Origin of the sequence: Nostoc sp. (genome assembly GCF_036916655.1) — a bacterium.
Classification (GTDB): Bacteria; Cyanobacteriota; Cyanobacteriia; order Cyanobacteriales; family Nostocaceae; genus Nostoc.
Genome location: NZ_JBALFY010000117.1, coordinates 232,696 through 257,106 on the forward strand (window position 1 = coordinate 232,696; position 24,411 = coordinate 257,106).

The following is a 24,411-nucleotide window of genomic DNA, read 5'->3' on the forward strand; positions in this document are numbered from 1 at the left end:
CACACCTCAAGGTGAAAACTTATAGAGGCAGAGAATAGCCTAAAGCCGCTTTGACTTGTGATAAAGTTTGGTTTGCGATCGCTCTCGCTTTTTCCCCTCCATCGCGCAACACAGACTCCAAATAACTTTTATCGCCCGTTATCGCCTGATATTTTTCTTGGATTGGTTTCAGAGATTCGATAATTGTATCTGTCAGCAATGGCTTGAATTGTCCCCAGCCCATATCCTGACACTCAGCGGCTACATCTTCCTTTGTCTGCCCAGAAAGCAATGTATACAGCGTTAACAAATTATTGCACTCTGGACGCGCTGGATCGTCAAAAGTCAGCCCACGAATCGGATCGGTTTTACAACGTTTAATCTTGTATTGAATTTGTTCCGGTGAATCTAGTAAACTAATCCGGCTTAAGTCTGAAGGATCGGACTTCGACATTTTGCGTGTACCGTCCGCCAAACTCATCACCCTTGCACCTTCCTTACGAATCAAAGGATCTGGTAACTTTAGAACTGGTTGATCTGGTTTACCAAATTGGTGATTTAACCGAGCTGCAATATCCCGTGTCAATTCCAAGTGTTGCTTTTGGTCTTCACCTACTGGCACTTTATCTGCTTGATAAAGCAAAATATCAGCTGCCATCAGCACAGGGTAATCCAATAAGCCTGCACTGACATTTTCTCCCTGCTTAACAGCTTTTTCCTTAAACTGAATCATGTCTTGCAACCAGTTTAAAGGTGTAATGCAGTTGAGCAACCAGGTGAGTTCGCTATGGGCCGAAACATGGGATTGTACAAAGATAGTGGAGTGATTTAAATCAAGACCACAAGCTAAATAAAGAGCAGCAAGAGTGTAGGTATCAGCTGCCAACTGTTTTGGGTCGTGTGGCACTGTAATCGCGTGCAAATCAGCTACAAAAAGATAATTTTCGTATTCGCTCTGACCTTCTACCCAGTTGCGAATGGCTCCCAAATAGTTACCTAGATGGTAATTGCCGGTTGGTTGAACTCCAGAAAGAACACGTTGCTTGCCCATAAATTTCAAGTTATTTATCTCAAATCCGCGCTATGTCAAGTGGCGATGTCTGGCGACAAGTCCCTTGCGCCTACGCAAAACTCACTTAATTTTGACATTTTCCAGGTCAACTCGTCGTTATAGAATCAGAGAATATTGACTAAACTCGGATTGCTATAGAAACTCTTCAGAAAGGAAGATGACAACTTAGTGTGTTAAGACAGCTTGTAGGGTGGGCATTATAATCCCTTACTATAGTCTGCTGTAAATAAAAAATTGTTGTGCCAAGATATCCTTGTGTTGTTAACACTGCCAACACTGGGCATTCTGCTGTCCGCGAGCTAGACTGCTGCGAAGATGTGGTGCATTTTTATTTTGAAGCTTAAGGACATTAAAACACGAATGAAGCAATACTCTAATCTCACGATTATTTCTTACATAGTAGGCCCTACTTTGATCGTGGTGAGTCATTTAGGATCGCTACTGATTATTGTTACTGGCTTCTCATGGGGTGCTGCCCTGTGGGCCGTGTTGTTGTATGTAATACGAATGCTTGCAACTACTGGCATCTATCATCGCCTACTCACTCACAAAAGCTACCAGGCTCCAACCTCAGTTCTATGTGTTGGAAGCATCGTGGCTGCTTCCGCCGGGCAGATGGGGCCAAGTTGGTGGAAAGCTCACCACGTAGCCCATCATCAATCTTCAGACCAGGAAAAAGATCCTCATTCCCCATATATGCCTTTCAAAGGGATCAAAGGATTCTGGTGGTCTCAAGCTGGATGGCTATTCTCCCCACAGTTTTTTCCCTCGAAACTTCCCAGCGATGTTGAGAGCAATCTGGTTTTGAAAATTGTTGATCGTTTGCACTTCATTCCCACCGTTGCTCTAGGTGCTATCTCATACTACATCGGTGGAGCTGAATATCTCGGCGCTTTTTTCCTCAGCACGACTATCCTCTTTCATGGTGTCGCCACTGTCAACTCACTCAGCCACATAATAGGCGACCAACCCTTCACAACCAACGACTACAGTCGGAACCACTGGTTCGTTGCGTTTCTGACCCTGGGTGAAGGCTGGCATAATCTTCATCATGCATTCCAGTCCTCAGCCCGACATGGCATCACTGTGCGAGAGGGACAGGTTGCCTATCTTCCAGACCCAACATTTTGGTTCATCAAAATGCTTGAGTTCCTGAAGCTAGCCTCAAAGATTAGAGTTCCTTCTAAAACAGAACTTCTCGCTTCTGCCAGAAACCAAAACTGTCAAAATTCAGGGTTCAAGGCTGAAGCAGAGATATCCGTCTGATATTCTGGTTCACAGATTGGTTAAGAAAAAAGTCTTTTCCTTGCCGTCTTAGTCAAGAACCCAAAGGTTTAGTAGAATAAAAGATGTTTTTGTGAAGAAGGTATCTTCAGGCAGTTAATAGGGACGGACAAGATGTCCATTCCTCAACACAAAGGCGATCTTTGAAGCCTGGGCATTGCGTCGGAGCGCTTCGCATAATTCGAGCTATCAGCCCAGTACCCCTAGCAGGGAAAATTCTAGCTTTGTCCGGTTAAGCATGAACCATTAAAAATTGACCATTACCATTATATTCTCCATCACAACAAGCAAAATTGCGAATAAACCATATCAAATAAAACCTCCATATCCGGCGAAACTTAGCATAGTCCATGCCATAGTTTAATGTTTTTATTGTTGCCTGATTTTCGTCAAAATTTTGTAACCAATGACTGAGTGTTTTAGAGTAATTAAAGCCATTCAGATACCATTGTTTAATTGTTTTGAGGTCTTGTTTATGGCTAGGAACTGCATCGTAATTCCAGTAACGACCGTGTGGAAAAATATATTTGTGGGTATAAACGCTGGACATATTGTTAGGGATGCGGACTGTGATGATGTGAATAAAAACTTTGCCATCATCCTTAAGAAACGAAGCTAATTTTTTAAAGGCTGCCGTTAAGTTACCAACATGACAAAAAACGCCAATCGAGAGGATTTTATCAAACTTTGTCTCGAAATTTGCATTATTTAAATCACCTTCGTACAGGGTAAACCGATCGGAACTGAGATAACTCTCAGGATCTTGCATTTTGTGGCGAATATATTCACATTGCTCGTGGCTCAAATTAAGACCCGTAAACTTGACATTGGGAAACTTAGAAAGAATGTAATTAGGAACACATCCCCACCCGCACCCAAAGTCTAAGATATTGTCTCCGTCTTTGATATCTAACTTTTCAATCACATCATCAATCATCTGCATCTGGGATTGCTCAAGGTTTAATGCTCCTTTTTCCCACAATCCCATGCTGTACTTAGGATAAATGAGTTTCCCGTCCCCCAACATAGTATTCAACATGGCTTGAGGCAAGTCGTACTGAATTTTCATTAGTTCTCGCGATCCTTCGGCGAGATGATCAGTTTCTTTTAATACCCATTCATAGGGTGCTAGGAGAGATGGGAAATACTGAAAGAAAATTGGCATACATATATCGAAAAGCGATTCTAAGACTAAATCAGGAACTTCTAATCCGTTGATATAAGCCTCTGCCACTGCCATTTGAACTGTGTTGACTACCTCAACCGCCCCACGAGTTGCTTGGTATGCTAATGGACTCTTGATATTTATATCTCCCACAATCGGGATATACTTTTCTATTTCTTGCAGCAGGGTACTAGTAGTCATAGTCTATACTCCTAACAAGCATTGAAATAACGATACATTTAGTATAAAAGATTAAATTTTTTTAGTTCTTTAACACTAAAATGTAAAGAATATTAACATATATTTAGGAATATTTTTGAAGATACAACATTAGGATTAAGCCGAGATATGATCTCCTTGGCGAAATATTTCTTAATGGTAGCAGATACACCCTAGCCGAGTAGTTGGCAGCGATCGCCTTCCAAAAACCGTATTTATTGTATGATTACCTCGTAGCATTGAGTTTTGGTGAACACTTCTTCAGCTTTCGTCATAAAGTGAAGGTGCAACTAAAAGCATTGAAACAACACCAGCAATCACAAAAAACAGGAAAAGCAAATTAAGTAAGTGGGTGAGAAAATTTATAACTATGTCATTGCGTTCGCTCCGCTCCTAGTGACATAGTTACTGGGTATAAAAAGCTTGAAATCCTTGCAGATACGACTTGTGTGTACACCATAACCCCAACTTCGAGAGGGAAGATTTTGCTCAGTAAAATCTCTTAGTGGTCTGTTTTTACAGACAATTAGATGGGCGCTACATAACTTGTCGAACTTAGGTTCTCTTTGCGTCCTAACCTTCCAGACGGCAATTATTTCTACGTAGAAACTCAAAAGACCCTATTTAATAAAACATATCAATCTAATTGAAATCAAGGATATAACAATAAAATAATTAATGGTTTATTAAAAACACATATTTTTATATCATAACCTTACATATTTCCACGCTATTAACCAGATATTAAATTATCTTCAGATATAAAATAACCCATTACCAAAATCTGAGTAGCTAAGTACAATACTGAGTTTTTAGAGATAAATACGCAAAATAATTCACGAGATTTTTTCAAAACAAATCATCTTGAACACTACAGAATTTACATAAGTTTGGTTAGGCTTTTCACAGATAAAAAATCATTGCCTAATCGGAGATATTCTCATAAATATGAAAACTCTAAAAGTTCTTCTTGCCACTACAGCCATCAGCGTAAGCCTCCTGAGTCTATCTAATCAACAAGCAAGTGCCGGACAACTCGTCAATGGATGGAACTATAGTATTGATTCCTTCCAGGATGGTTCTGGAGGTTCGGTTTTTGATATCAAAGGTATGGCGGTCAAAGACTCAGGTGACAAAGTTTATGTTGCTCTTACAGGCGGGATGCCTCTAGGTGGTACAACCGATTCCGATGACTACTGGAATCCGGGTCATTCAGTCCATATTGGTTGGAGCGACTTATTCTTCAATTTCTCAGGTAAAGACTTCCAAACAGCTAGTCAAAGTGGTCAGCTATTTGGTGTGAGGTTTGCTGACTATGATAGTAGCTTGACAACAGGAGTTTACCAAGGAGTCCAAGCAAAGAGTACCACTACCCAACATGGAGGCTACAGTAACTTGAAGTGGTATTATGACTGGGGCTGGGGTCAGAATAATACTCAAGGCACAGACTTAGCGACTACACAAGACGTTTACAACTATTACTACGGCTCTAATGTCGCTCAAAATGCTACTTGGAATAATACACCGATTCTCAACGCCATTGGATCGGGTACGAAAGTTGGCAATATCTCCATGCTTAACGATCAGCAACTCAATGCTGCTGGACTAAATTTTGGTAACTTTTCTGCTACTGGGCAATACACAATTGGCTTTTCCTTTGATAAGGCTTTAATAGGCGATGGTAATTATGTTAGTAATATCTTCTTGGAGTGCGGTAATGATGGAGTAGCTCTCAAAGGCGATCTCAAGTCCGTACCAGAATCAGCCGGGACAATTGGTTTACTCTTAACAGGTTTGAGTTTTATGGCTAGCCAACTTCCACAGCTTCGGAAGAAAAAACAAGAGGCTTAAATAAGTTTATAGCTATTAATAGGGTGGGCATTGTAATGCTCACCCTATTTTTTTTATTCATATAAAACTATAAAATAGCAAGTAAAGATATATATTTAACTTTCTACTTATAAAGCAATACGCTTGGGTTTTCGAGACGCGATAAATCACCATACAAGTATTTTGTTGCTCATTTTGAACTATATTGACTTAATAAAATAGTCAAACTCTTAAATTAAATCTACCTTTCTACCAAACCTACTTGTCCGCCAATTAGCCCCAGAAATCCTGTGCCAAAGTGCTGAATTTCCAAAAAGCTTGCTTGCTCTGGTGAGGTTTTGTAAATCTGAAACGTCTTCATAATTCCTAAAGTAGCAGCGCTTTCTAAAGGCCCAACAAAGCTAACATCCCGATCGAGAAAATAGGCTTGATTAGCCCATTGAGCCATCTGATTTGCATTTAAAAAGTAGCAACCTGCGTGAGGATTGAGGGCACGACGAAAGGTAATTGGTGCATTCATAATTGCGCCATTGAGTTCCTGTTGCTGTTGCACATTTTGAAAAGGAGCAGTTACTCGTAAAGCCAAATCTCCATCAATGTAAGCTTTGTGAACCAAAGCGTAGGAGGACACTTCATAACGATTTGGCTGGAGCAAATTTAAATCACCCGTTTGTTGGGTAAACCAGTTTAATTTTATAAAAAACCAAGGGTCATGAATAATTAAATCATCTTCAAGAAAACAGTAGTAATCATATTGACCAAGACAACTTTGCAAAACAGCTTGACATTCAAATCCTAAAAGCATAGGTTCTGCATTACTAGAATGATGCCTATATAAATGGGATGGTAAGGCAAGCTGATTCAGAAGATGATTATCTTTAGTTGTACAAATAACAATATCGATTTCGTGAGACTGTGGCTGATTAGCAGGGAAAGCTAGTCGTTGAGCGATATTGATGATACTTTGAGATTTACCAAATAATTGGTGTAAGGTAGTCAGGCTTGTAGTTAAAGCCTGTAGACGGGGTTGTGAATCTTTGCGTTGGGAAGCATGTCGACCCTCACCGCTAGGTTTGAAAAAATGGGCAATGGTAAAAATAATTCGCATTTTAAATATCGCTTTTGTATTTATTAGTCATTAGTCATTAGTCATTAGTTATTTACCAACAACGAAGAAATAATTAATATGCTTCTTACTAAAGTCATTATTTTCAGGCTTTTATTTGCACCTTTACTTGACACAAAAATATTTATACAAGAGGGTAATTACTAATGACGAATTTACTTAATTTCTAGCAAATCCTTTAGAACTTGGACGTTTTTTCAAACTATCAGAATTTTTACCAGCAAACATCCATTGCAAATGTTGTGGTAACAGTTTTGCTAAATCATAACGCTTCAGAATTGTTTCTCGCGCATTTGCACGAATTGCACTCATCTCTTGAGGATTATTCAGCGCCTCTTCAACCCGATTAGCAATATTATTGGGAGAAAAGAAATCTACTAGCAGTCCATTCACACCATCCTGTACAACTTCTAATACTGGCGAAGTTTTAGAAGCTACAAGTAAACATCCTGCTGCCATGACTTCTAACATTGACCAAGATAATACAAAAGGACGGGTTAAATAAACATGAGCAGAAGAAGCTTGTAAAACCTGAAGGTACTCATTGTAAGGAAGCCTATCTGTAAAGTGCAGCCTCGATAAATCCAAAGATAATTTTTCTAGCATTAATTGTTTATAAGTCTTTCCATCGGGGAGATTTTTACCATAAGCAACCCGATCTTCTCCCACAACTATTACATGGCACTTAGGTCGTCGCTGCTGAAGTAGTGCCACTGTTTCCATAAACTGCGGAAAACCTCTATAAGGTTCCATCCCCCGTCCTACATAAGTTACCAACTCTTCGACATGGGAGAGATCCAGATTTATTCTTGGTAAAACTAACTTTGCGCCTGGTTTGGGAACAAAATATTGGGTATCAACACCATCATGAATTACAGTGAGTTTCCGATGATATTCTTTAGGAAACTGCTGACGCTGCCAATTCGTCGGAGAAAGACCGCGATCGCAGCTATATAAATCAGTCAAAATCGGCGCATTTTTCACGCGGATACGGCATTCATCATCAGCATTCAGTGGTTCATTCGGATCAAAATCTGCATCGGAACCGTGAGCATGATAAAACCACTCAAAATAACACAATAATTCTGCTTTGGGGAAAACATCTTTCATAAATAAAGTCGGCCCCCAACCAGAATGACCATAGACTATATCTGGAACAAAACCCTCAGCTTTTAATTTTTCTGCCACACGATAGACAGCCTGAGCAGTCAGAACAGCATTTTCTAGATTACGAACGTAGTGATGGGTTTGGGGAGCCGCTTCACGAGAAGGAGTATAAATAGCTTTATAAACGCCAGCTATTTCACCTTCACGACGATTTGTCCCAAAGACGACTTGGTAATTAGGATCTTTACCTAAAACTATCGCTAGGTTGCGAAATTGTGAGGGAAAGTTGGGATGTAAAAATAAAATTTTCATTGGAATAATCTTGATTAACTTATTGCCAGATAAAATAAATTAAGACAAGCTGCCTAAGATTATAAGATTATTCATCACGATTTTTAGCAAGTAAATTTAGGTAAATGGTTGCCCGAAAATGCGAAAATAATCGCAAATTCGTGTTATGACCATGAAATTTATTGGCATTGATTTAGGCTGGCGATCGCAACCAAGTGGACTATGCTGTTTAGAATGGATAGATGGACAACTGCAACTACTCGATTTAGACCGCAAAGATGCCATTGCAGATATCCTCAACTGGATCGATCGCGCTGTCAAACTAGATGAACCAGCTATCATCGCCGTAGATGCGCCTACGCTCATACCCAACGCTACTGGGAGTCGTCTCCCCGACAAACTCAGCCACAAGTACTTTGGTAAATATCATGCGGGATGCTACCCAGCTAATCAAAGTCTACCTTTTGCCGATCGCACCATCAACTTTGGCTTAGAATTAGAATCACGCGGCTATCTACACGCACCCACCATCGAACCGCAAAAACTTGGCAGATATCAAATAGAAGTCTTCCCCCATCCAGCGATCGTTAACCTATTCAACTTAGAACGCATCCTCAAATACAAAAAAGGACGCCTCAGCGATCGCCGCCTAGAACTAATCAAACTCCAAAATTATCTCCTCGATATCCTCCCCTCATTCTCCCCTCCTCTGCGTCTCTGCGGTAGTCTACAGCAAACCCCTAATGCGTCTACGTTCCTTCTGGAAATCCCCACCACAGGCGCAGCCCTCAAAGCAACCGAAGATAAACTAGATAGCTTAATTTGTGCTTACATTGCTGCATACTGGTGGTATTGGGGAGAACAGCGTAATTTGGTATTAGGCGATCGCACCACAGGCTACATTGTCATTCCTCAAAGAATTTGAGACAAGGCTTCGCGTATGCTGCTTTAGAGGAATTTAGATTACTGTACCTGCCTGAAGCTACGCAATCAAATTTCTGATTTAATCTGGTTCTTGTCTAGATAGTGTTCATCAAGAGCGCATCTTAGCATCATTTTAATTACAGCTTGACGGCTAATATTGAGTTCAGTTGCCATGTTGTCCAGTTCGTTTAGCATTGGACTAGGAATTTCAAGGTTTGTTGTCACTATATCCTGTCCTCTTCGTGAAGTCATTTGATGAGGCGTTCCGACTCTTGTTGTCGTGGAGTCAAAATAACGATCGATGACTTCCTCTCCTAACTCAATTTTCTCCTCAAGTTCTTCAATAGAAATATTGTTCATAGATTTCTCTCTCCTCATCATTCTAGCAATAATTATTTTTGGGGTCTGACTGTATCGCACAAAAAAAGGCGTTGCTCAACTTAAATCAGCAACGCCTATTTTTGAGTATTCAATAACTACTCAGCACTCTTATTCTGCCCAAGCAATCAATCTTGGTTCATAAGGATTAGCTAGATTTTTATTTTTCGGCAATACACGCAAAGACAAGCCTTGCAAACCAGAAGCGGTATAAGTGATATTACCTGTGTAAATACTCAATTGCTGTGCATCCTCACCTTGGTAATCCATCACCACCGATACAGCGTTGACAATCTCACCATTGGCATCGATCGCACCTTGATATAACTCCACCTGCACATCATTATTGTTCAAAGTTGCTAAGTCAACCTTGGCTTTAACCGCAACGGTTTGGTTAACCTCAATGTCCGAAACTGCCGATATGTCAACATCTTTGATTCTGATGTTGAACCAGTGTTCGCCCAGTTTCTCTTTCCAAGCAGCTAACTCTTTAGCTGGGGCATAGTTATCAACAGTCAGGGTATGATAGCGATCGCTAGCCGGGAAATAAGCTCGCTGTGCATATTCTCCTACCATCCGTGCGGTATTAAAGAATGGACAATTCAACCGAATTGCATCCTTCATTTTGGCAACCCAGGGACGGGGTAAGCCATCAGTATCGCGGTGGTCATAAAATAGCGGTACAACTTCCTTTTCTAACAACTCGTAGAGAGCGTTGGCTTCTACTTCATCTTGGTAGTTGGGATCGTCGTAATTCTCTCCATGTCCAATCGCCCAACCAGTGCGGACGTAATCAGCTTCATCCCACCAGCCATCTAGTACACTTAAATTCGGCAATCCATTCATGGCGGCTTTCATGCCACTAGTACCAGAGGCTTCCCGTGGACGACGCGGTGTATTTAACCAGATATCACAACCCGCAACCATCAACCGAGAGATGTAAATGTCGTAATTGGGAACAAACACTACCTGTTTTTCTAAATGCTGTTCGCGGATAAAGTGATTGATATCGCGGATCAGTTCTTTACCGGGAATATCTTTGGGATGTGCTTTACCTGCGATGACAAATTGCACTTTTCGGTCTTTGTTAGCCAGCAGAAGCCGCTTAATCCGATCCAAATCACGCATCCAGAGAGTGGCGCGCTTGTAGGTGGCAAAGCGACGGGCAAAGCCAATGGTGAAAGCGTAAGGATCTAAAACTTCTTGGGCTTGGACAATTTCGGAAGCCGAAGCGCCGCGATCGGTCAAATGCTTAACTAAATGCTCTCGCACATACAAAACCATATCTAAGCGGCAACGTTCGTGATTGCGCCACAATTCCTCATCAGGTATGGCTTCCATCCGATCCCACAATGGGCTATCTGGTGGTGCTGATGACCAATTTGGCCCCAGGTAGCGATCGTACAATTCTTGAGTTGGTTTCGCTACACAACTCCGAGCATGGACACCATTGGTAATTGCGGCGATCGGCACTTCCTCTACTGGCACTTTCTGCCACAATCCCTGGAACATTTGCCGCGAAACTACACCATGCAGCTGTGCGACACCATTAGAAAATGTTGCCATTTTCAGCGCCAGCACCGCCATACTGAAAGGCCCAGATAAGTCGCCTGTATTCTCACGCCCTAGCCCTAAAAATTGCTCTTTAGGCAACCCAAATATCTCTGCATAGTACCCCAGGTAGTACAAAATTTTATCGGGAGCGAACAAGTCAATTCCCGCTGGTACTGGCGTATGGGTGGTAAAGATATTGCTGGAAGCTACTACCTGTTTAGCTTGGGCATAATTCAATCCTTCTTCCTGAATCAGCAAGCGGATGCGTTCTAGGGCAGAGAAGGCGGCGTGACCTTCATTCATGTGGTAGGCGGTAACTTTCAGCCCCAAAGCCTTGAGCATTTGCACACCACCGATCCCCAGCATGATTTCCTGGTGGATACGCATATCGATGTCGCCACCATACAGCTGATCTGTGATGTCGTGGTCGTAAGTATTATTGGGTTCAATGTTGGTGTCCATCAAATACAGGGGAACCGTTCCTACCTGTACGCGCCAAACTCTGGCATACACCTTGCGTCCTGGATAATCTACCGCAATCCGCAGTTCTGAACCATCGGCATTGCGCTCTAGATGCAAGGGCATATTGTAGAAATCATTGCTTAGGTAGCGCTCTTGCTGCCAGCCATCGGCATTGAGATACTGGGCAAAATAGCCTTGCTGATACAATAAACCTACACCGACAAGCGGTAATCCCAGGTCACTGGCAGATTTGAGGTGATCCCCCGCCAAAACGCCCAAGCCCCCAGAATAGACCGGCAAACAATCTACCAGTCCAAATTCTGCCGAAAAATAGGCGTAGCATTCCTTTGGTTTCTGCTCCCGTTGTTTCTGATACCAGGTGCGCTCTTGCAAATAATCTTCTAACTGACGGTCAGCGCGATCCATTTGCGCTAGAAAGCCTTCATCTTCGACAACTTCCAGAAGCCGCGATTGAGCGATCGTACCCAACATTAACACTGGATTATGATGGCTAGACTCCCACAGGTCAGAGTCTAAGCGACGAAATAAATCTTTAGTATCAACGTTCCAATCCCAGTGCAAGTTATATGCTAACCGCCGTAGTGGTTCGAGTCGTGGCGGTAGTGAAGGGGATACGTTAAATGTGCGAATTGGCTGCATAGGTTGGCAAAACTCCAAGTTTAGCTATGGTTATTGTTTACTCTCTTTACCAATGTTGCCAATTCTTCACACTGTATTTTGTGAAAAAGCGATGACTTTGTTAAACATTGAGAATTCTTTTTTACCTCGTTGCTAAAGTTTACACCAAGGTGTTTCTAATTCTATGCCTTACTTTCAGTCATGTACTTGGTATATTAAGATTTAATCATTTACTGGCATGTATCACTTAAAAAAATCTAGTTCTGAATTAAATAATTTATATTTATTTTACTATTGCTTCCGGGGATCAATTCTAGGGTCTTGGGTGAAGGTAAAAATTCCCCATAGCTGTGTCCAGGAAAGTTAAATTTTTAATTATTTCTTAATAAAATTGTGCTGGCAAAGAAGCGGGAGCTAAAGGATATAAATAAGAATCGGATGAAAACCTTACCAAGCAGCTAACCAGGAAAAGCGAACGCTAACTACTTGGTATTAAGTTTTGACACTAAATCAGTAAAATAACTTAGCAACGTGTTATTCTACGCACCTAATGAAGGCTGATCTTTAGTATTTTTTGTCATTGTCAAAGCTACGGCTGCTGCATAGGCGAGTTCTGCTGCCATTTGATAAGCAAGTTTGATACTCGATGAAGCGTCTTTGGCTTTAGGAGAGAGAGAAGCTTTTTTTCGGCGCGACTCAAGTTTTACATCACCTGCTGCGATCGCTCGCTGTAAAATGATCCATGCATCTAGGTCTTCTGAGTCATAATTACCTTGAAGCTGCGATCGCACTTGATCTTCGGCTACAACACTCAAATAGCCGATAGTTAGAGCTTCTTGTACAATTTCTTTAATTAAAGCCATAATTTGAACCACGTGTGTGAGTTAAAACCGATACCTCAACTTGAGAATTTTGATGTTTTTTTGGGGATTTATCCTCGAAACTAAGCTACGTTTTAGCTTTATTTCAATAGAATTTATAATAAGTAATGTCAAGTACGCATCACCCGCTTGGCTCACCCGAATGGGTGATTTACAAATTTTTAGATATAAGTATATAGAGAAAAAGAATATTGTGAACGTCACAAGTATAGTAGATATTATTTTAAGTTTAACACCCAATCATAAAATTACTTGGAGAAGCAAATGTAGAAATATAGACAGAAATTCTAAGTAACCCTTGACAGCATTTGTCAACTCTCTCTTCTCAAGGGATTTTATCTAAGTGTATAAAAATATTTCAGACTAGCGATCGCTCAAGTAAAAAAAAATAACTGATTACCCGAATTTTCATCAACAAGCAACTTAAAAATCAACTTATTTATTGAGAGTGCTCCACTAAAAATAAAATGTGTTATCGTTAAAAACAATTGTTATTAAAAACCATTCATGTAATTACACCAACATGAACTGGTTAGTCTGTAAATCATCCGTGTGCAACATGATTGGAGCAGCATACTCTAGAAATTCGTTGCAAGAAAGCCGTCATAGCAGTCGGGGAAGCGCTTACTTGTTTGCACCGATGGTTAACTTCAATGTGATGGCTGATGTGGGAGATAATCCACCCTAATTGGATTTTATTTGGGCAAAATACCCATAAAATCCAACAATAATTACATTGTCATGCTAGGCATAAATTTTATCTAAACTTTGAATATAGTCTAGTTAAATGTATTTTTTGTTGCCAAATAGCTTTTGAAACTGAGTTGTTTCAAAAGACTAAAATCGCTTGAGAGGAAATACCCTCAAGATAGACAACACTATCCCTATTTACTTCAGTAGTGCTGTTAGCGGTAGCAAGCTTTTCAAATTTGACTGAGAACCAAAACAGTAGCCTATTTAAACCAGCAAATTTTCCCATCAGACAATTTAAGAATCTGAGTTTTGACTTGGCAATGCCCTGAAATAGCTTTGTTAATTGATTTTGTGGCAAAGAAGCTAAAGTTTTACGTACATATAGTACAAAAACTTCTGGCGACTTAACGCAATTGTGCATATTACTTGAGTAATTCTACACACCTAAACTCAAAAATTGCTCACATAGTCAAAGCTAGACTCTGGTTTTTCAAATGTTGGAGAACTATCTAAAAATCTTGGGAAATTTTTGTGATACTGCTACTTTAGCTCATGTATTAATACACACAGAGCATAATTGGTATTGGCAGAAAATTAAGATACAGCCAAAACAACTTTCAACACTCTCAACAACAATTGATTAAAGAGATATGTAGCCATGCAGAACGAGCAAAATTTTTCAAAATTGCAGCGCGCGCAAGAACTTTTAGTAACAACTGTGTTAGGAGATATTCCAACACTTATTCTGGGGCCAAAGTTGCGTAATTTGGGGTATCGCAGTATTTTTGGCCAGATAGGCAACTCAGTGTATATTCAAAATGGTGTTGAATTTAACGGTACTTCTTGTATTGAGATCGGCAGTGGAGTCTATATTTTCAAGGGTGTGCGGATGGATGCTAGAGGGCACAAAAATAATAGAATTCATCTAGGAAATAGAGTTGCTATTGAGCGTAACGTTGATATCGGCTCTTTGGAAGATACATGTATACAAATTGATGAAGACACCTTCATTGCTCCCAACGTGTGTATTGAGGGGCCAGGAAACGTTAAAATTGGTAAACACTGCTTGATTGCTGCCCATTCAGGGATATATGCCAATAATCATAATTTTGCCGATCCGATAGAGCCGATTAAATACCAAGGTGTTACTCGCAAGGGAATCGTGATTGAGGATGATTGCTGGCTAGGGCATGGAGTAACAGTATTAGATGGCGTTACTATCGGCAAAGGCAGTGTTATTGGTGCGGGAGCAGTTGTTAACAGAGATATTCCTCCTTTCTCTGTTGCTGTAGGCATACCTGCACGAGTAATTAAAAACCGAATTGGCAAAGATATAGCAAAAGTTAAAGCTGAGAAATAGGGGATTGGGGATTGGGGATTATTTACTGTAACCTGCAACCTCTACCCTTTTTTTGGGAAACCTTTGCCGTCAGTCAACGTCAGAAGAGCCAATAGTCCTCTGAGTTATTTCTTAGGGTCATCTAAAAGTCAGACAACTGATATCTTGTACTATTCTCAATAAGCGTAGGATAGGATAGACACTGCTAGTTCCCAATCCCCAGTCCCCAGAGTCCTCTAAAAAAGGGACGAGATTTGGGTAATATAAAGTAGCTATCTTTTCTGCATGGCAGATCCTAAAAGAAAAGCTCTCTTTGTTTTACCCATTGGAGATATTTCTATGCTGACTTTAAAAATCGCTGTTTATATTGTTGTTGCCTTCTTCGTAACTATCTTCATCTTCGGATTTTTGTCGAACGATCCCGCTCGTAACCCCGGCCGTCGGGACTTAGAGTAAAAGGGCGATAAATCATCCGCGACTTTGGAAGGCGGAAAATACTAAACGCCACGGAAACTTACTAAGCGAAAATTAGTAAGTTTCTTCCTCCAGGTAGCTTGCTGTAGGTAGCAGAAGGCGACAGTCGGAAGGCAGAATGTATAGTTTATCCTTCCGTCCGACATTTGGCTGTTTGTTAGCCCGATTTTGCTCACTTATGCTTCATCCAGTTCTGCCACCCGATCCGCCTCCTATCCTCGAATCTTTACAACCTGTAAATTCCGACTCATCTGCTAGTCATACAAAATTTCTTTCAGGTGTAGATACTGGAATACACGAAAAAACAGATAAATCCAAGCAGCCCAAGGTTTTGGCTCAGTTGGCAATAGCGGGTAACGCTAAGAGCGATCCTTCATTGCCAATTCCGATTAACTCAACTCAGGATGACTTGGTAGTTGCCAAAACCTCCTCTATATCTCATTCACCAGAAACCTTACCACCAGGAAGTTCCCCATTCACTGGTTCTGGAACTGCTGGGCTTTTGGGGCAACCGCAGGTAATTGGTTATCCCACGCAGAAGGTTACAACGTCTAATCGCCAAAATCAAGAAGATACAAAAACAAGTTCGAGTGGCGGCATCCAGCGATCGCAACTTCTTCTCATTTCAGCGCTGCGTAAACAGAAGATGCAAGGAGAAGCCGCTGTATTGCCAAGAAAAGTTGCAGTAGAGGCTTCTGAGCAAGACGCAAAAAGTGAACCTTCTCAAAAAGTCGGACAGCGATATCTAACGACAAGCCGCTTTGCGTCTACGCTAGCTCCAAACTCTAGCACTGGACAAAAACAAACCTTTTTGGAATCTTCTAGCTTGAGCTATAAGGTTTCTCCCAGTCCCCTTGTCGCCCAATCTCCACCCCTTTTGCAAATTGCCCCCACTGTCAACAACAACAACCATTTAGCCAAATCCAAGGTAGAAATTTTAGTTGAGAAATTAACCGAACAAAAACAGCAACGTGATATTACTGCACAACAGTCTCCAAAAAAAGACAATATCTCTGTATCTGCTGCTGATCTTGCACCGAGTTCTCAATCAGTACAAAATTTTATAACATTTAAGTCTCGTAAGCCTACAAACCAACTCTCAGTACCCATTACTGTCGAATTCAAGTCTCAAGCTCAACAACAAAGCCAAGTACCACAGGTAAGTACCACTAATCAGCCTCAACCATCTCGTACAATAACTGCGCCAGCTACTACACCGCCAGCCGGGCCGAGAATTGTGGAAGTGACTTCAGATCGGCAAGAGTATAACGAGCAACAGCGAATTATTACAGCTGTCGGTAATGTAGTTGTGCGATTTGATGGGGCGGTGGTAGATGCCGATCGCTTGCAAGTCAATTTGGACAACTTGATCGCTGCGGGAGAAGGCAATGTAACTTTAACAAGGGGCGATCAAATACTGCGTGGGCAACGCTTTACCTATAACTTTGTTCAAGATAGTGGGGAACTGGAAAATGGTAGAGGCGAAATTTACGTCCCCTCAGCCCAAACAGATTTTGCTTTCTTGCCCACTGATGTCAGTGCTGGTGGAGTGCCAAAACGTCCACCAAGCGATCGCATCAGGGCCAATCAGCCGATTTCCGGTGTGAGCAGCCCTGGAGGAATTGATGTGTCACTTGGCGGTCAGGCAGATGCTAGCAATATAACGCCACCGAAAACAGGGGGTGTAGTCAAGCGGCTCAGGTTTGAAGCTGAACACATTGACTTTTATCCGCAAGGCTGGCAAGCAAATGATGTTCGCATCACCAACGATCCTTTTTCGCCGCCAGAACTAGAATTACGCGCAGATAAAGTAACTCTGACGCGAGAGACACCTTTAGTAGACCGCATCAGGACACAGAAGCAACGTTTGGTATTGGATCAAAAAATCTCCTTACCAATTCCGTTGGATGAAAAGACTATTGACCGCCGCGAGCGGGATGTTTCACCTGCAATAGTCTCCCCTGGCTATGATGGAGATAAGCGGGGCGGTTTGTATATTGAACATGGCTTTCCAGCGATCGCTACAGACAATACTACCTGGACAATCACGCCCCAGTTGTTAATACAGAGAGCCGTGCAAGATGGCACTAGTAACTTAGGCTCACTGTTTGCTGTAAAGACCAAGATAAATTCTGTTTTGAGTCCACGGACGGTAGTTCAGGGAACTGGCGAGTTAACTAGTTTTGACTTCAGCCAGCTGGAAGACAATTTGCGGGTGAATTTGGGATTGCGCCAGACAATAGGCACTTCTCTTCCCCACATATTGAATGTGCAATATAACTACCGCGATCGCCTCTACAACGGTAGCCTTGGCTTTCAAACTGTCCAGAGCAGTTTTGGCGGTATTATTACCTCTCCTGTGATTCCCTTAGGAAAAAGTGGTATTAACCTCAGCTATCAGGCAAGTGCCCAGTATATTGATGCCAACACCGATCGCCAAGACTTACTACAACCACTGCGCGAAAACGATCGCATCTCACTAGGTCGTTTACAAGGTAGCGTTGCCCTCAGTACTGGGATATTGCTATGGCAGGGAAAACCATTACCACCCACTGCCACTGAGGGATTACGATACACAGCTAACCCTGTAGTTCCTTACTTACTAGCGATCGCTGGACTTACAGGCACTAGCAGTTATTACAGCAATGGTGATAATCAAAGCACCTTAACCGGTACAATTGGTTTACAAGGGCAAATTGGTCATTTTTCTCGACCTTTCTTAGACTATACCGCCTTTAATATCAGTTTTTCTCAAGGCTTAAATAACGGATTATCACCCTTTTTGTTTGATCGCTCCGTCGATAATAAAGTTTTAACCGCTGGGATATCACAGCAAGTCTACGGCCCTTATCGTTTAGGCTTTCAAACATCTATTAACTTGGATACTGGTACACAAACTAGTACTGACTACATTTTGGAATATAGCCGTCGTACCTATGGCATCACCTTACGTTACAATCCTGTGTTGCAGCTAGGCGGCTTCAGCATCAGAATTAGTGATTTTAACTGGGGTGGTGGCACTGATCCATTCTCGGAAGTTAAGCCAGTAGTGAACGGTGTAGAACAGGGTAATTAGTCATTAGCACCAATGACTAATGACTAATAACTTCGATTTCCCCCCTGAAGCCGGGGGATGAGTTAAAACTCTCTAATTTTCTCTGGGAAAAAACTTTGGTGCGTAGTTTACCGCCGTAGGCATCGCAGACCAATACTTAGATAAGCAGAAAGGTAATAAGCCCATAACACATACCGAATAAAGGTTTTGCCGACACATTTGCCGCAACTTTGCCAAAAGATACAAAAAAGTGTCTCAATTTTTGCCAATATAATAATATTATTTCCCAAAATTCACTTGGCAAAAATCGGCATGAGTGAGAAACCCATAGAAGATAACGGCAAGGCTTTTCTCGTTCTACTTTTGCCCATCTCGTTTTTGATTATTTTCCTAGTTGCCACTTGGAGAATTTTACTAGCGCTAATTGTGCTGGCAATTGCCTTCAAGCTTTGGCAGGAATATCAATGGCAACAGTGGACTGTACGAGTTAACCCAATTTTTCATCAATTAGTTCGCGAAAATCAAGGCAGACTTACGCCAATGGACTTGGCAATCAAAGGCAATTTTCCCGGAACAACGGCAAAACGCTACTTGGATGGTAAAGCCTCGGAATTTGGTGCCAGTATAGTGAACTCCGAAGAGTCGGGGCAATCTTATTACTTTATAACTGCCAGTATTCTCGGCAATATTCTTGACAGTAGTGAGCCTGTTAAAGAACTTCCGGCTCAAGCGGTTACTAAAACTGCGCGATCGCTCTTAGCACCACCACCAACCCCACAAGAGGAAGAACCAGAAACCGAATCAATCCCACAGCAAACACATCAAGAAGCTCAACGATCGCTAGAAAAACAGTTAATTTTTGGCTCTCTCATCCAATCTGAACTTGCTAAACGGTTAAATGTCTATTCCAGCACAGTTTATAAACGGCGAAACGATCCAGAGTTTCCTGAGTGGAGTCGTAGTAAAGACCCTGATGGCATTGCCTGGTCATACTCGGAAAAAACTAAAGAATTTTTCCCACTGGAGGAAGAAGGTTGAAGGAGGCTGGGGACTGGGGACTGGGGACTGGGTACTGGGGACTGAGGATTGGGTAAGAAATTCCTTTAAGATTTGGTTGGGGTCTGAATCCACATACTTATCTTCCTAGTTCCCAATCCCTAATCCCCAATCCCTAATCCCCAATCCCTAATCCCCAATCCCCAATCCCTAGTTCAAAAATATTAATTACTTTTGATTTTTGAATTCTAAACCCACAGCTTGGTTAATGGAATTTAATCCGCTTTGTTCTAGTTTGGAAAGTAAACCAGCTAGAATACGGCGTACCATCAGTGGGCCTTCGTAAATCCAGCCTGTATAAACCTGAATCAAGCTAGCACCAGCAGTAATTTTTTCCCAAGCATCCTCTGAGGAAAAAATACCACCAACCCCAATAATTGGGATTTGGCCTTGAGTTTGCTGCCAAATAAAACGAATTACCTCAGTGGAGCGATCGCGCAATGGTTCACCACTAATTCCGCCTGCTTCATCCTGGGGTGATTTGCCAGTTTGGTCAATTACCTGAGTTTTCAGTCCATCACGGCTGATGGTGGTATTGGTGGCGATAATTCCCGCCAGTTGGTAGGTTTTAGCAAGAATTATAATGTCAGCGATCGCTTCCCATGATAAATCTGGTGCTATTTTGACAAAAATTGGTTTTTGTGTACTCTTCTCTTGCTGTAATAAATTTAAGATGGCACTAAGCATAGAAGCATCTTGGAGCGATCGTAACCCTGGTGTATTGGGAGAAGAAACATTAACAACAAAATAGTCTCCCAAATCCTTGAGTAAACGAAAACTATCGAGATAATCCTGTGCGGCTGCTTCTAAGGGAGTTACCTTCGATTTACCCAAATTTATCCCTATGGGTATTGAGTGGGTTAACTCTTGTTTTTCCTGTGCTAATCGTGCTGCCATGACTGCTGCACCATTGTTATTAAAGCCCATCCGATTGAGAGCAGCTTTATCCAACGGCAAGCGAAACAAACGAGGACGCGGATTTCCTGGTTGGGCGTGAAAAGTTACAGTTCCTAATTCTGCAAAGCCAAAACCCAGGTTAGACCAAATGCCAGCAGCAACTCCATCCTTGTCAAAGCCAGCTGCTAACCCTATGGGATTTGGGAAATTTAGCCCAAACAAATTTTGTTCTAGGCGTGAATCGTACAAGCACAGGGATTTTTCTAGGTGGCGGTTTACCCAGCTAGCAGGGGGGCTAATATTCCTTTGCGATAGCCAGCTAAAACTGCGAATCGTCTGCTGGTGTAACCACTCCGCATCGGTTTTGACTACATTGAAGAAAAGCGGACGAATGGCAAATTTATAAATATCCATTAGCTGTTATTTTTGGAGCTATTGCAGATCATTCTGCTTGAGATTGTCTAATTTTCTCGCGTACTAGCTGCTCAAATTGATCCATTGAAGTGATCTCAATGCCAGGTTCATCTTGTAGTCTGTCCATATATGCTTGGAATGCAACCTGGTCTTGTGGATGGTTTTTTACGTAGTCTCTCAATTGCTCTCTGCTCATTGCGGCAAGATTTATATCAGTCATAAAAACCTCACTTTCCCATTTGGGTAAATCAGCACTTCTATCTCCTCGCCAGCCAAGACATAGATTTGGTTGGTTCTCTCATCTAGTCTGACTGCATTAATTGGCAGAAGTACATTACCTAATCTGACGCAAATTAAGAAAAATTCAAAGGTTTGTTTTGCTGTCGGTACTAGTGGGTACATAACCCTCTATTAAGCTGTTCAGGTTCAAGATTAAACACTTGTGGCAATATTACTCAGGGTGCTTTTTTGGGCATCTTATATATTACAAGTTATGTTAACCAATAAATCAGATGGGGCAGCCGCAAAAACCTATAGCCGCCGAACAGCAAATCCTCTCTTTGGGGCGCGTTCTCCAGAGCCTCAGAGAAGAAGATGATGTTGACGTTCTGATTGAAACTACTATTTCTTATCTCAAGGAAGAGTTTGACTACAAACTGATTTGGATTGCTCTTTACGATCGCCTGAATCACATATTATTTGGCCAAGGTGGCATCATACCCGAACGCGACCAGAGCTTTTTACGGCAAAGGGTTGTTCTCAGTCCGGGGGATTTATTAGAGCAAGTAGTAATTGAACAGCATCCTTTGGGCGTAGCTGATTTACAAACAGAAATCCGCGCTACCGAATGGCACAAAGTTGCCGAAAAATTCCACATCCAGGGAACGGTCATTTTACCAATTCGTTATAAAGACCGTTGCTTAGGCTTGGTGTTATTGGGTTCAGAACGTTGGGGCTACCTACTGACAGGAGAAACAAAAGCACGTTTGATGATGGTTTTAGGTGAACTGGGGGCAGTGCTTTATCAAAATGAAATGCATAAGCAGCAAAAGCAAACCAGGCGAAGCGACGAGCCATTATTAGAACTGCTAGAAAATTTACGCACCCTCAGTAATCTGAATCAAAGACTTGAAGCAGCAGTACAAGCAACTCATAAATTTATCTCCCCCAGCCGGACAAATGTTTATTGGTTTGAGCGGGAAGGGCGCTACTTTTGGTGTCGGATGAGCAATCAGCTGGTTAAAATCGATCGCAATTCTAGCACTCAGCAATCAGCAGGAATCACTGTACAGGAGTTGAGCGACTTTTATTATGCTTTGGCGGTGAACCAAATTGTCTCTATTGGTGATGCCCGCAGTTCTTTAAAGAGTCATTTTACGGCAAAATTGCTGCAACGATTGAAGGTGCGATCGCTTTTGGCAGCCCCAATTATTTGGCAAAAGAATTTAGTCGGTTTTCTGGCGGTAGAAAGCAATGAACCTCGCATCTGGACGGACACAGACAGAAATTTCGTCCAGGGTGTTGCTGGTTTAATTTCTCTCGTTGCACCTACCGAAAACATGGAAGGCACGATCAAACAGATTCAAGAAGATGCCCAACTGACTAGCCAAGTTGCCCAAGGTATTTATAGTGACAATGACCTCCAGGAAACTTTACAAAGTTGTGCTAAAAGAATTTTAACTCGACTAGCTGCCACCCGCTTTTTGCTCTTGCAGTATGACTCTGAGCAAAATAATTATCAGTTTATTTATCAAAGCCAGCCCCATAATCGCCGACCGTTGACATTTACCCTCAATACCCTCAAAGAATTGGATGGGCAACTTTTGCAACGTTCAACTCAAGCGGTAGAAATTGAAAACTTAGATGAAGATTTACGCTTTTTTAACTGGCGACCCTCGTTGTTAGAAAATGGTGTGCGATCGCTACTTATTTGTAAATGCACTCACGGTCAAATACCAGCACCACTTTTGATCATCACTCAAGAAACTCATCGTTCTTGGACAACCCTGGAAAAGGAATTGCTGTGGGTCGTTAGTCAACAGATTGGGGTAATTGTTCGTCAGTGGCAATTACATAACCGCACCACCCAACAGCAAAAAACTTCCCAGGCTTTTGAGCAATGCTTACGCATCCTGACACAATCTCAGAACAGCATTGAGGTCGAAAAAAAGCATTTAGAACGTGCAGCACTCGAACAAATAGCATCAATTTTGAGTTGTCCCCTAGCGATCATGCTATCTTGGGCCCCTGGTCAAAGTTGGGCAGAAATTATCCCTGGAGTAATTGACAATAGCCAATTTGGGATTTTTTCTGAGGCATCTATTCTTATCCAGGCTGAAGCCTTAATTCAGTGGGCACTTGCTACAGAGAATTACCTGACTTTGAAGGCGAATAATTTACCCCCGGAAACCCGGAAATGGTTGAATGTTCCAGACAAAAGTCAAATTTTGGTAATGGCATTACGTACAACTGCTCATTATGAAATCACTGGTATCGTTTTGTTAGTAGACTATCAAGAGCGTCGCTGGTCAGAACAAAACCTGAGTGCAACAGCAACTCTGATTTCTCAATTAGCTTGGTGGCGTCGTGAAAAGCAAATTACCCGACTTTTAGAATCTAAAACAGAAGAATTACGACAGCTTAATTGGTACAAACATCGTCGTCTAGAAGAAATTCAAAGAATAACAGCCCACTCTCTGAAACAAATACATGATTTGGGCACTCCTGCTAATGAACTAACTCAGATGCGCTACCAGCTATTACTGCGGCAGTTAGACCATACAGCCACCTCTATGAGTGGAATGCTAAAACTTGAGAACTGGCAGCTACATATAAGTTGGGAAACTATGTCCATAGCCAGTTTACTGAAGCGATCGCTCGAACGCATCGACAATTTACTTAAACAACAAAAGCTGTGGATTGGCGTACATGGCTTGGGACAATCAATTGACGAGCAAGAATCCCCCAAGAATTCTTCATCAGCCAGAGGAGTTCCTACCTCCAGCGCTCAATCTGCAATGGCGATCGCTGGTGATATTGTCAAAATTGAATTAGTTATCCATGAATTATTGCTTACTGCCTGTAATCGTTCTCAAATCGGCGGCAGAATTGATATTTGGTGTCGCCGTTTAGATGCGCCAAAATCTTCAGATACAAAGCATTCTTCTACAACTGGAGGAGCTGATCGTCAGACATCCCTAGAACTGTCGATCACATATAACGGTGCGATCGAACCACAGCTACTCACAGAACTACATGATAATACACCAAAAGATATACTTGCTCCCTCCAACCTCGATGAACCACCAGCTTTGCATCTACTCATCTGCCAAAACCTCATACAAGAGTTGGGAGGAGAGTTAAATTTCTATCAATTACCAGATAATCGGGTAGTGAGTCGATTATTGCTGCCGTTAGTTGGTAATGATTCTTAGTACTTTTTTCAAAAAAAGTGTCTGTAAATAAGCTTGAGTTAAGAAAAAATTAAGTTCTGGAAATTTACTGATTTGCTCAAAGTACTTTATTTATAAAGGTTTTAGATTGCTAGTACAGATAGCTAGATTGCGCGATCG

The 24,411-nt window shown here is 41.8% G+C and carries 19 protein-coding genes; 9 read left to right on the top strand and 10 right to left on the bottom strand.

The genetic code is table 11. The features are described 5' to 3' along the window. Window positions 1–19: 19 nt before the first annotated feature. Window positions 20–1,030 carry a tryptophan--tRNA ligase gene (gene trpS / locus V7L31_RS31430; protein ID WP_334699860.1) on the bottom strand — a complete coding sequence of 337 codons (1,011 nt, stop codon included), beginning with the start codon at window positions 1,028–1,030 and terminating at the stop codon, window positions 20–22. 381 nt (window positions 1,031–1,411) lie between these two features. Between trpS and V7L31_RS31435 the strand changes: the two genes are divergently transcribed. Beyond that, window positions 1,412–2,317 (top strand): acyl-CoA desaturase, encoded by a 906-nt coding sequence (locus V7L31_RS31435; protein ID WP_334699861.1) that lies wholly within the window; start codon window positions 1,412–1,414, stop codon window positions 2,315–2,317. Window positions 2,318–2,567: 250 nt separating this feature from the next. Here the strand turns inward: V7L31_RS31435 and V7L31_RS31440 are convergent, their stop codons facing one another. Then, complete coding sequence (locus V7L31_RS31440; RefSeq protein WP_334699862.1) at window positions 2,568–3,701, bottom strand: SAM-dependent methyltransferase; 1,134 nt, start codon at window positions 3,699–3,701, stop codon at window positions 2,568–2,570. Window positions 3,702–4,667: 966 nt separating this feature from the next. Between V7L31_RS31440 and V7L31_RS31445 the strand changes: the two genes are divergently transcribed. Next, window positions 4,668–5,570 (top strand): XDD3 family exosortase-dependent surface protein, encoded by a 903-nt coding sequence (locus V7L31_RS31445; protein WP_334699863.1) that lies wholly within the window; start codon window positions 4,668–4,670, stop codon window positions 5,568–5,570. 220 nt (window positions 5,571–5,790) lie between these two features. Here the strand turns inward: V7L31_RS31445 and V7L31_RS31450 are convergent, their stop codons facing one another. Continuing rightward, window positions 5,791–6,657: a calcium-binding protein gene (locus V7L31_RS31450; protein ID WP_334699864.1), complete on the bottom strand. Its 867-nt coding sequence runs from the start codon at window positions 6,655–6,657 to the stop codon at window positions 5,791–5,793. Between the two features lie 177 nt (window positions 6,658–6,834). Further along, window positions 6,835–8,094 (bottom strand): glycosyltransferase family 4 protein, encoded by a 1,260-nt coding sequence (locus V7L31_RS31455; protein ID WP_334699865.1) that lies wholly within the window; start codon window positions 8,092–8,094, stop codon window positions 6,835–6,837. Window positions 8,095–8,245: 151 nt separating this feature from the next. On the opposite strand from V7L31_RS31455, the gene V7L31_RS31460 reads away from it, so the two are divergent. After that, window positions 8,246–8,998 carry a DUF429 domain-containing protein gene (locus tag V7L31_RS31460; protein ID WP_334699897.1) on the top strand — a complete coding sequence of 251 codons (753 nt, stop codon included), beginning with the start codon at window positions 8,246–8,248 and terminating at the stop codon, window positions 8,996–8,998. 65 nt (window positions 8,999–9,063) lie between these two features. On the opposite strand, the gene V7L31_RS31465 is transcribed toward V7L31_RS31460, so the two are convergent. From V7L31_RS31465 to V7L31_RS31475, 3 genes are all read right to left on the bottom strand, one after another. Next, on the bottom strand, window positions 9,064–9,357 hold the full coding sequence (locus tag V7L31_RS31465; protein WP_334699866.1) for a hypothetical protein: 294 nt from the start codon (window positions 9,355–9,357) through the stop codon (window positions 9,064–9,066). 129 nt (window positions 9,358–9,486) lie between these two features. Beyond that, the gene (gene glgP, locus V7L31_RS31470; RefSeq protein WP_334699867.1) at window positions 9,487–12,051 is read right to left on the bottom strand and encodes an alpha-glucan family phosphorylase; all 2,565 of its coding nucleotides are present in this window, start codon (window positions 12,049–12,051) and stop codon (window positions 9,487–9,489) included. A 518-nt stretch (window positions 12,052–12,569) separates the two neighbouring features. Beyond that, window positions 12,570–12,893, bottom strand: a complete 324-nt coding sequence (locus tag V7L31_RS31475) for a hypothetical protein (protein ID WP_334699868.1) — start codon at window positions 12,891–12,893, stop codon at window positions 12,570–12,572. Window positions 12,894–13,470: 577 nt separating this feature from the next. Here V7L31_RS31475 and V7L31_RS31480 point away from each other — a divergent pair. The 5 genes from V7L31_RS31480 to V7L31_RS31500 all read left to right on the top strand — a co-directional run bounded on the left by V7L31_RS31480 (window position 13,471) and on the right by V7L31_RS31500 (window position 19,510). After that, window positions 13,471–13,599: a hypothetical protein gene (locus V7L31_RS31480; protein ID WP_256091202.1), complete on the top strand. Its 129-nt coding sequence runs from the start codon at window positions 13,471–13,473 to the stop codon at window positions 13,597–13,599. A 663-nt stretch (window positions 13,600–14,262) separates the two neighbouring features. Then, entirely contained in the window at window positions 14,263–14,964 is a 702-nt protein-coding gene (locus tag V7L31_RS31485) for an acyltransferase (RefSeq protein ID WP_334699869.1), read from the top strand. A gap of 318 nt (window positions 14,965–15,282) precedes the next feature. Continuing rightward, on the top strand, window positions 15,283–15,399 hold the full coding sequence (locus tag V7L31_RS31490; RefSeq protein ID WP_041566417.1) for a photosystem II reaction center protein I: 117 nt from the start codon (window positions 15,283–15,285) through the stop codon (window positions 15,397–15,399). Window positions 15,400–15,535: 136 nt separating this feature from the next. After that, window positions 15,536–18,493 (top strand): DUF3769 domain-containing protein, encoded by a 2,958-nt coding sequence (locus V7L31_RS31495; protein WP_334699870.1) that lies wholly within the window; start codon window positions 15,536–15,538, stop codon window positions 18,491–18,493. 291 nt (window positions 18,494–18,784) lie between these two features. Next, entirely contained in the window at window positions 18,785–19,510 is a 726-nt protein-coding gene (locus V7L31_RS31500) for a hypothetical protein (RefSeq protein WP_334699871.1), read from the top strand. Between the two features lie 186 nt (window positions 19,511–19,696). On the opposite strand, the gene V7L31_RS31505 is transcribed toward V7L31_RS31500, so the two are convergent. From V7L31_RS31505 to V7L31_RS32765, 3 genes are read right to left on the bottom strand one after another with little or no spacing between them, the layout of a single operon-like run. Beyond that, complete coding sequence (locus V7L31_RS31505; RefSeq protein ID WP_334699872.1) at window positions 19,697–20,839, bottom strand: quinone-dependent dihydroorotate dehydrogenase; 1,143 nt, start codon at window positions 20,837–20,839, stop codon at window positions 19,697–19,699. A 28-nt stretch (window positions 20,840–20,867) separates the two neighbouring features. Next, window positions 20,868–21,059 carry a DUF6887 family protein gene (locus tag V7L31_RS31510; protein WP_229455084.1) on the bottom strand — a complete coding sequence of 64 codons (192 nt, stop codon included), beginning with the start codon at window positions 21,057–21,059 and terminating at the stop codon, window positions 20,868–20,870. Beyond that, on the bottom strand, window positions 21,056–21,241 hold the full coding sequence (locus tag V7L31_RS32765; protein ID WP_442944522.1) for a DUF6888 family protein: 186 nt from the start codon (window positions 21,239–21,241) through the stop codon (window positions 21,056–21,058). Before V7L31_RS32765 ends, V7L31_RS31510 begins: the two co-directional genes overlap by 4 nt. A 110-nt stretch (window positions 21,242–21,351) precedes the next feature. On the opposite strand from V7L31_RS32765, the gene V7L31_RS31515 reads away from it, so the two are divergent. Next, entirely contained in the window at window positions 21,352–24,273 is a 2,922-nt protein-coding gene (locus tag V7L31_RS31515; protein ID WP_334699873.1) for a GAF domain-containing protein, read from the top strand. The last annotated feature ends 138 nt before the right edge of the window (window positions 24,274–24,411 follow it).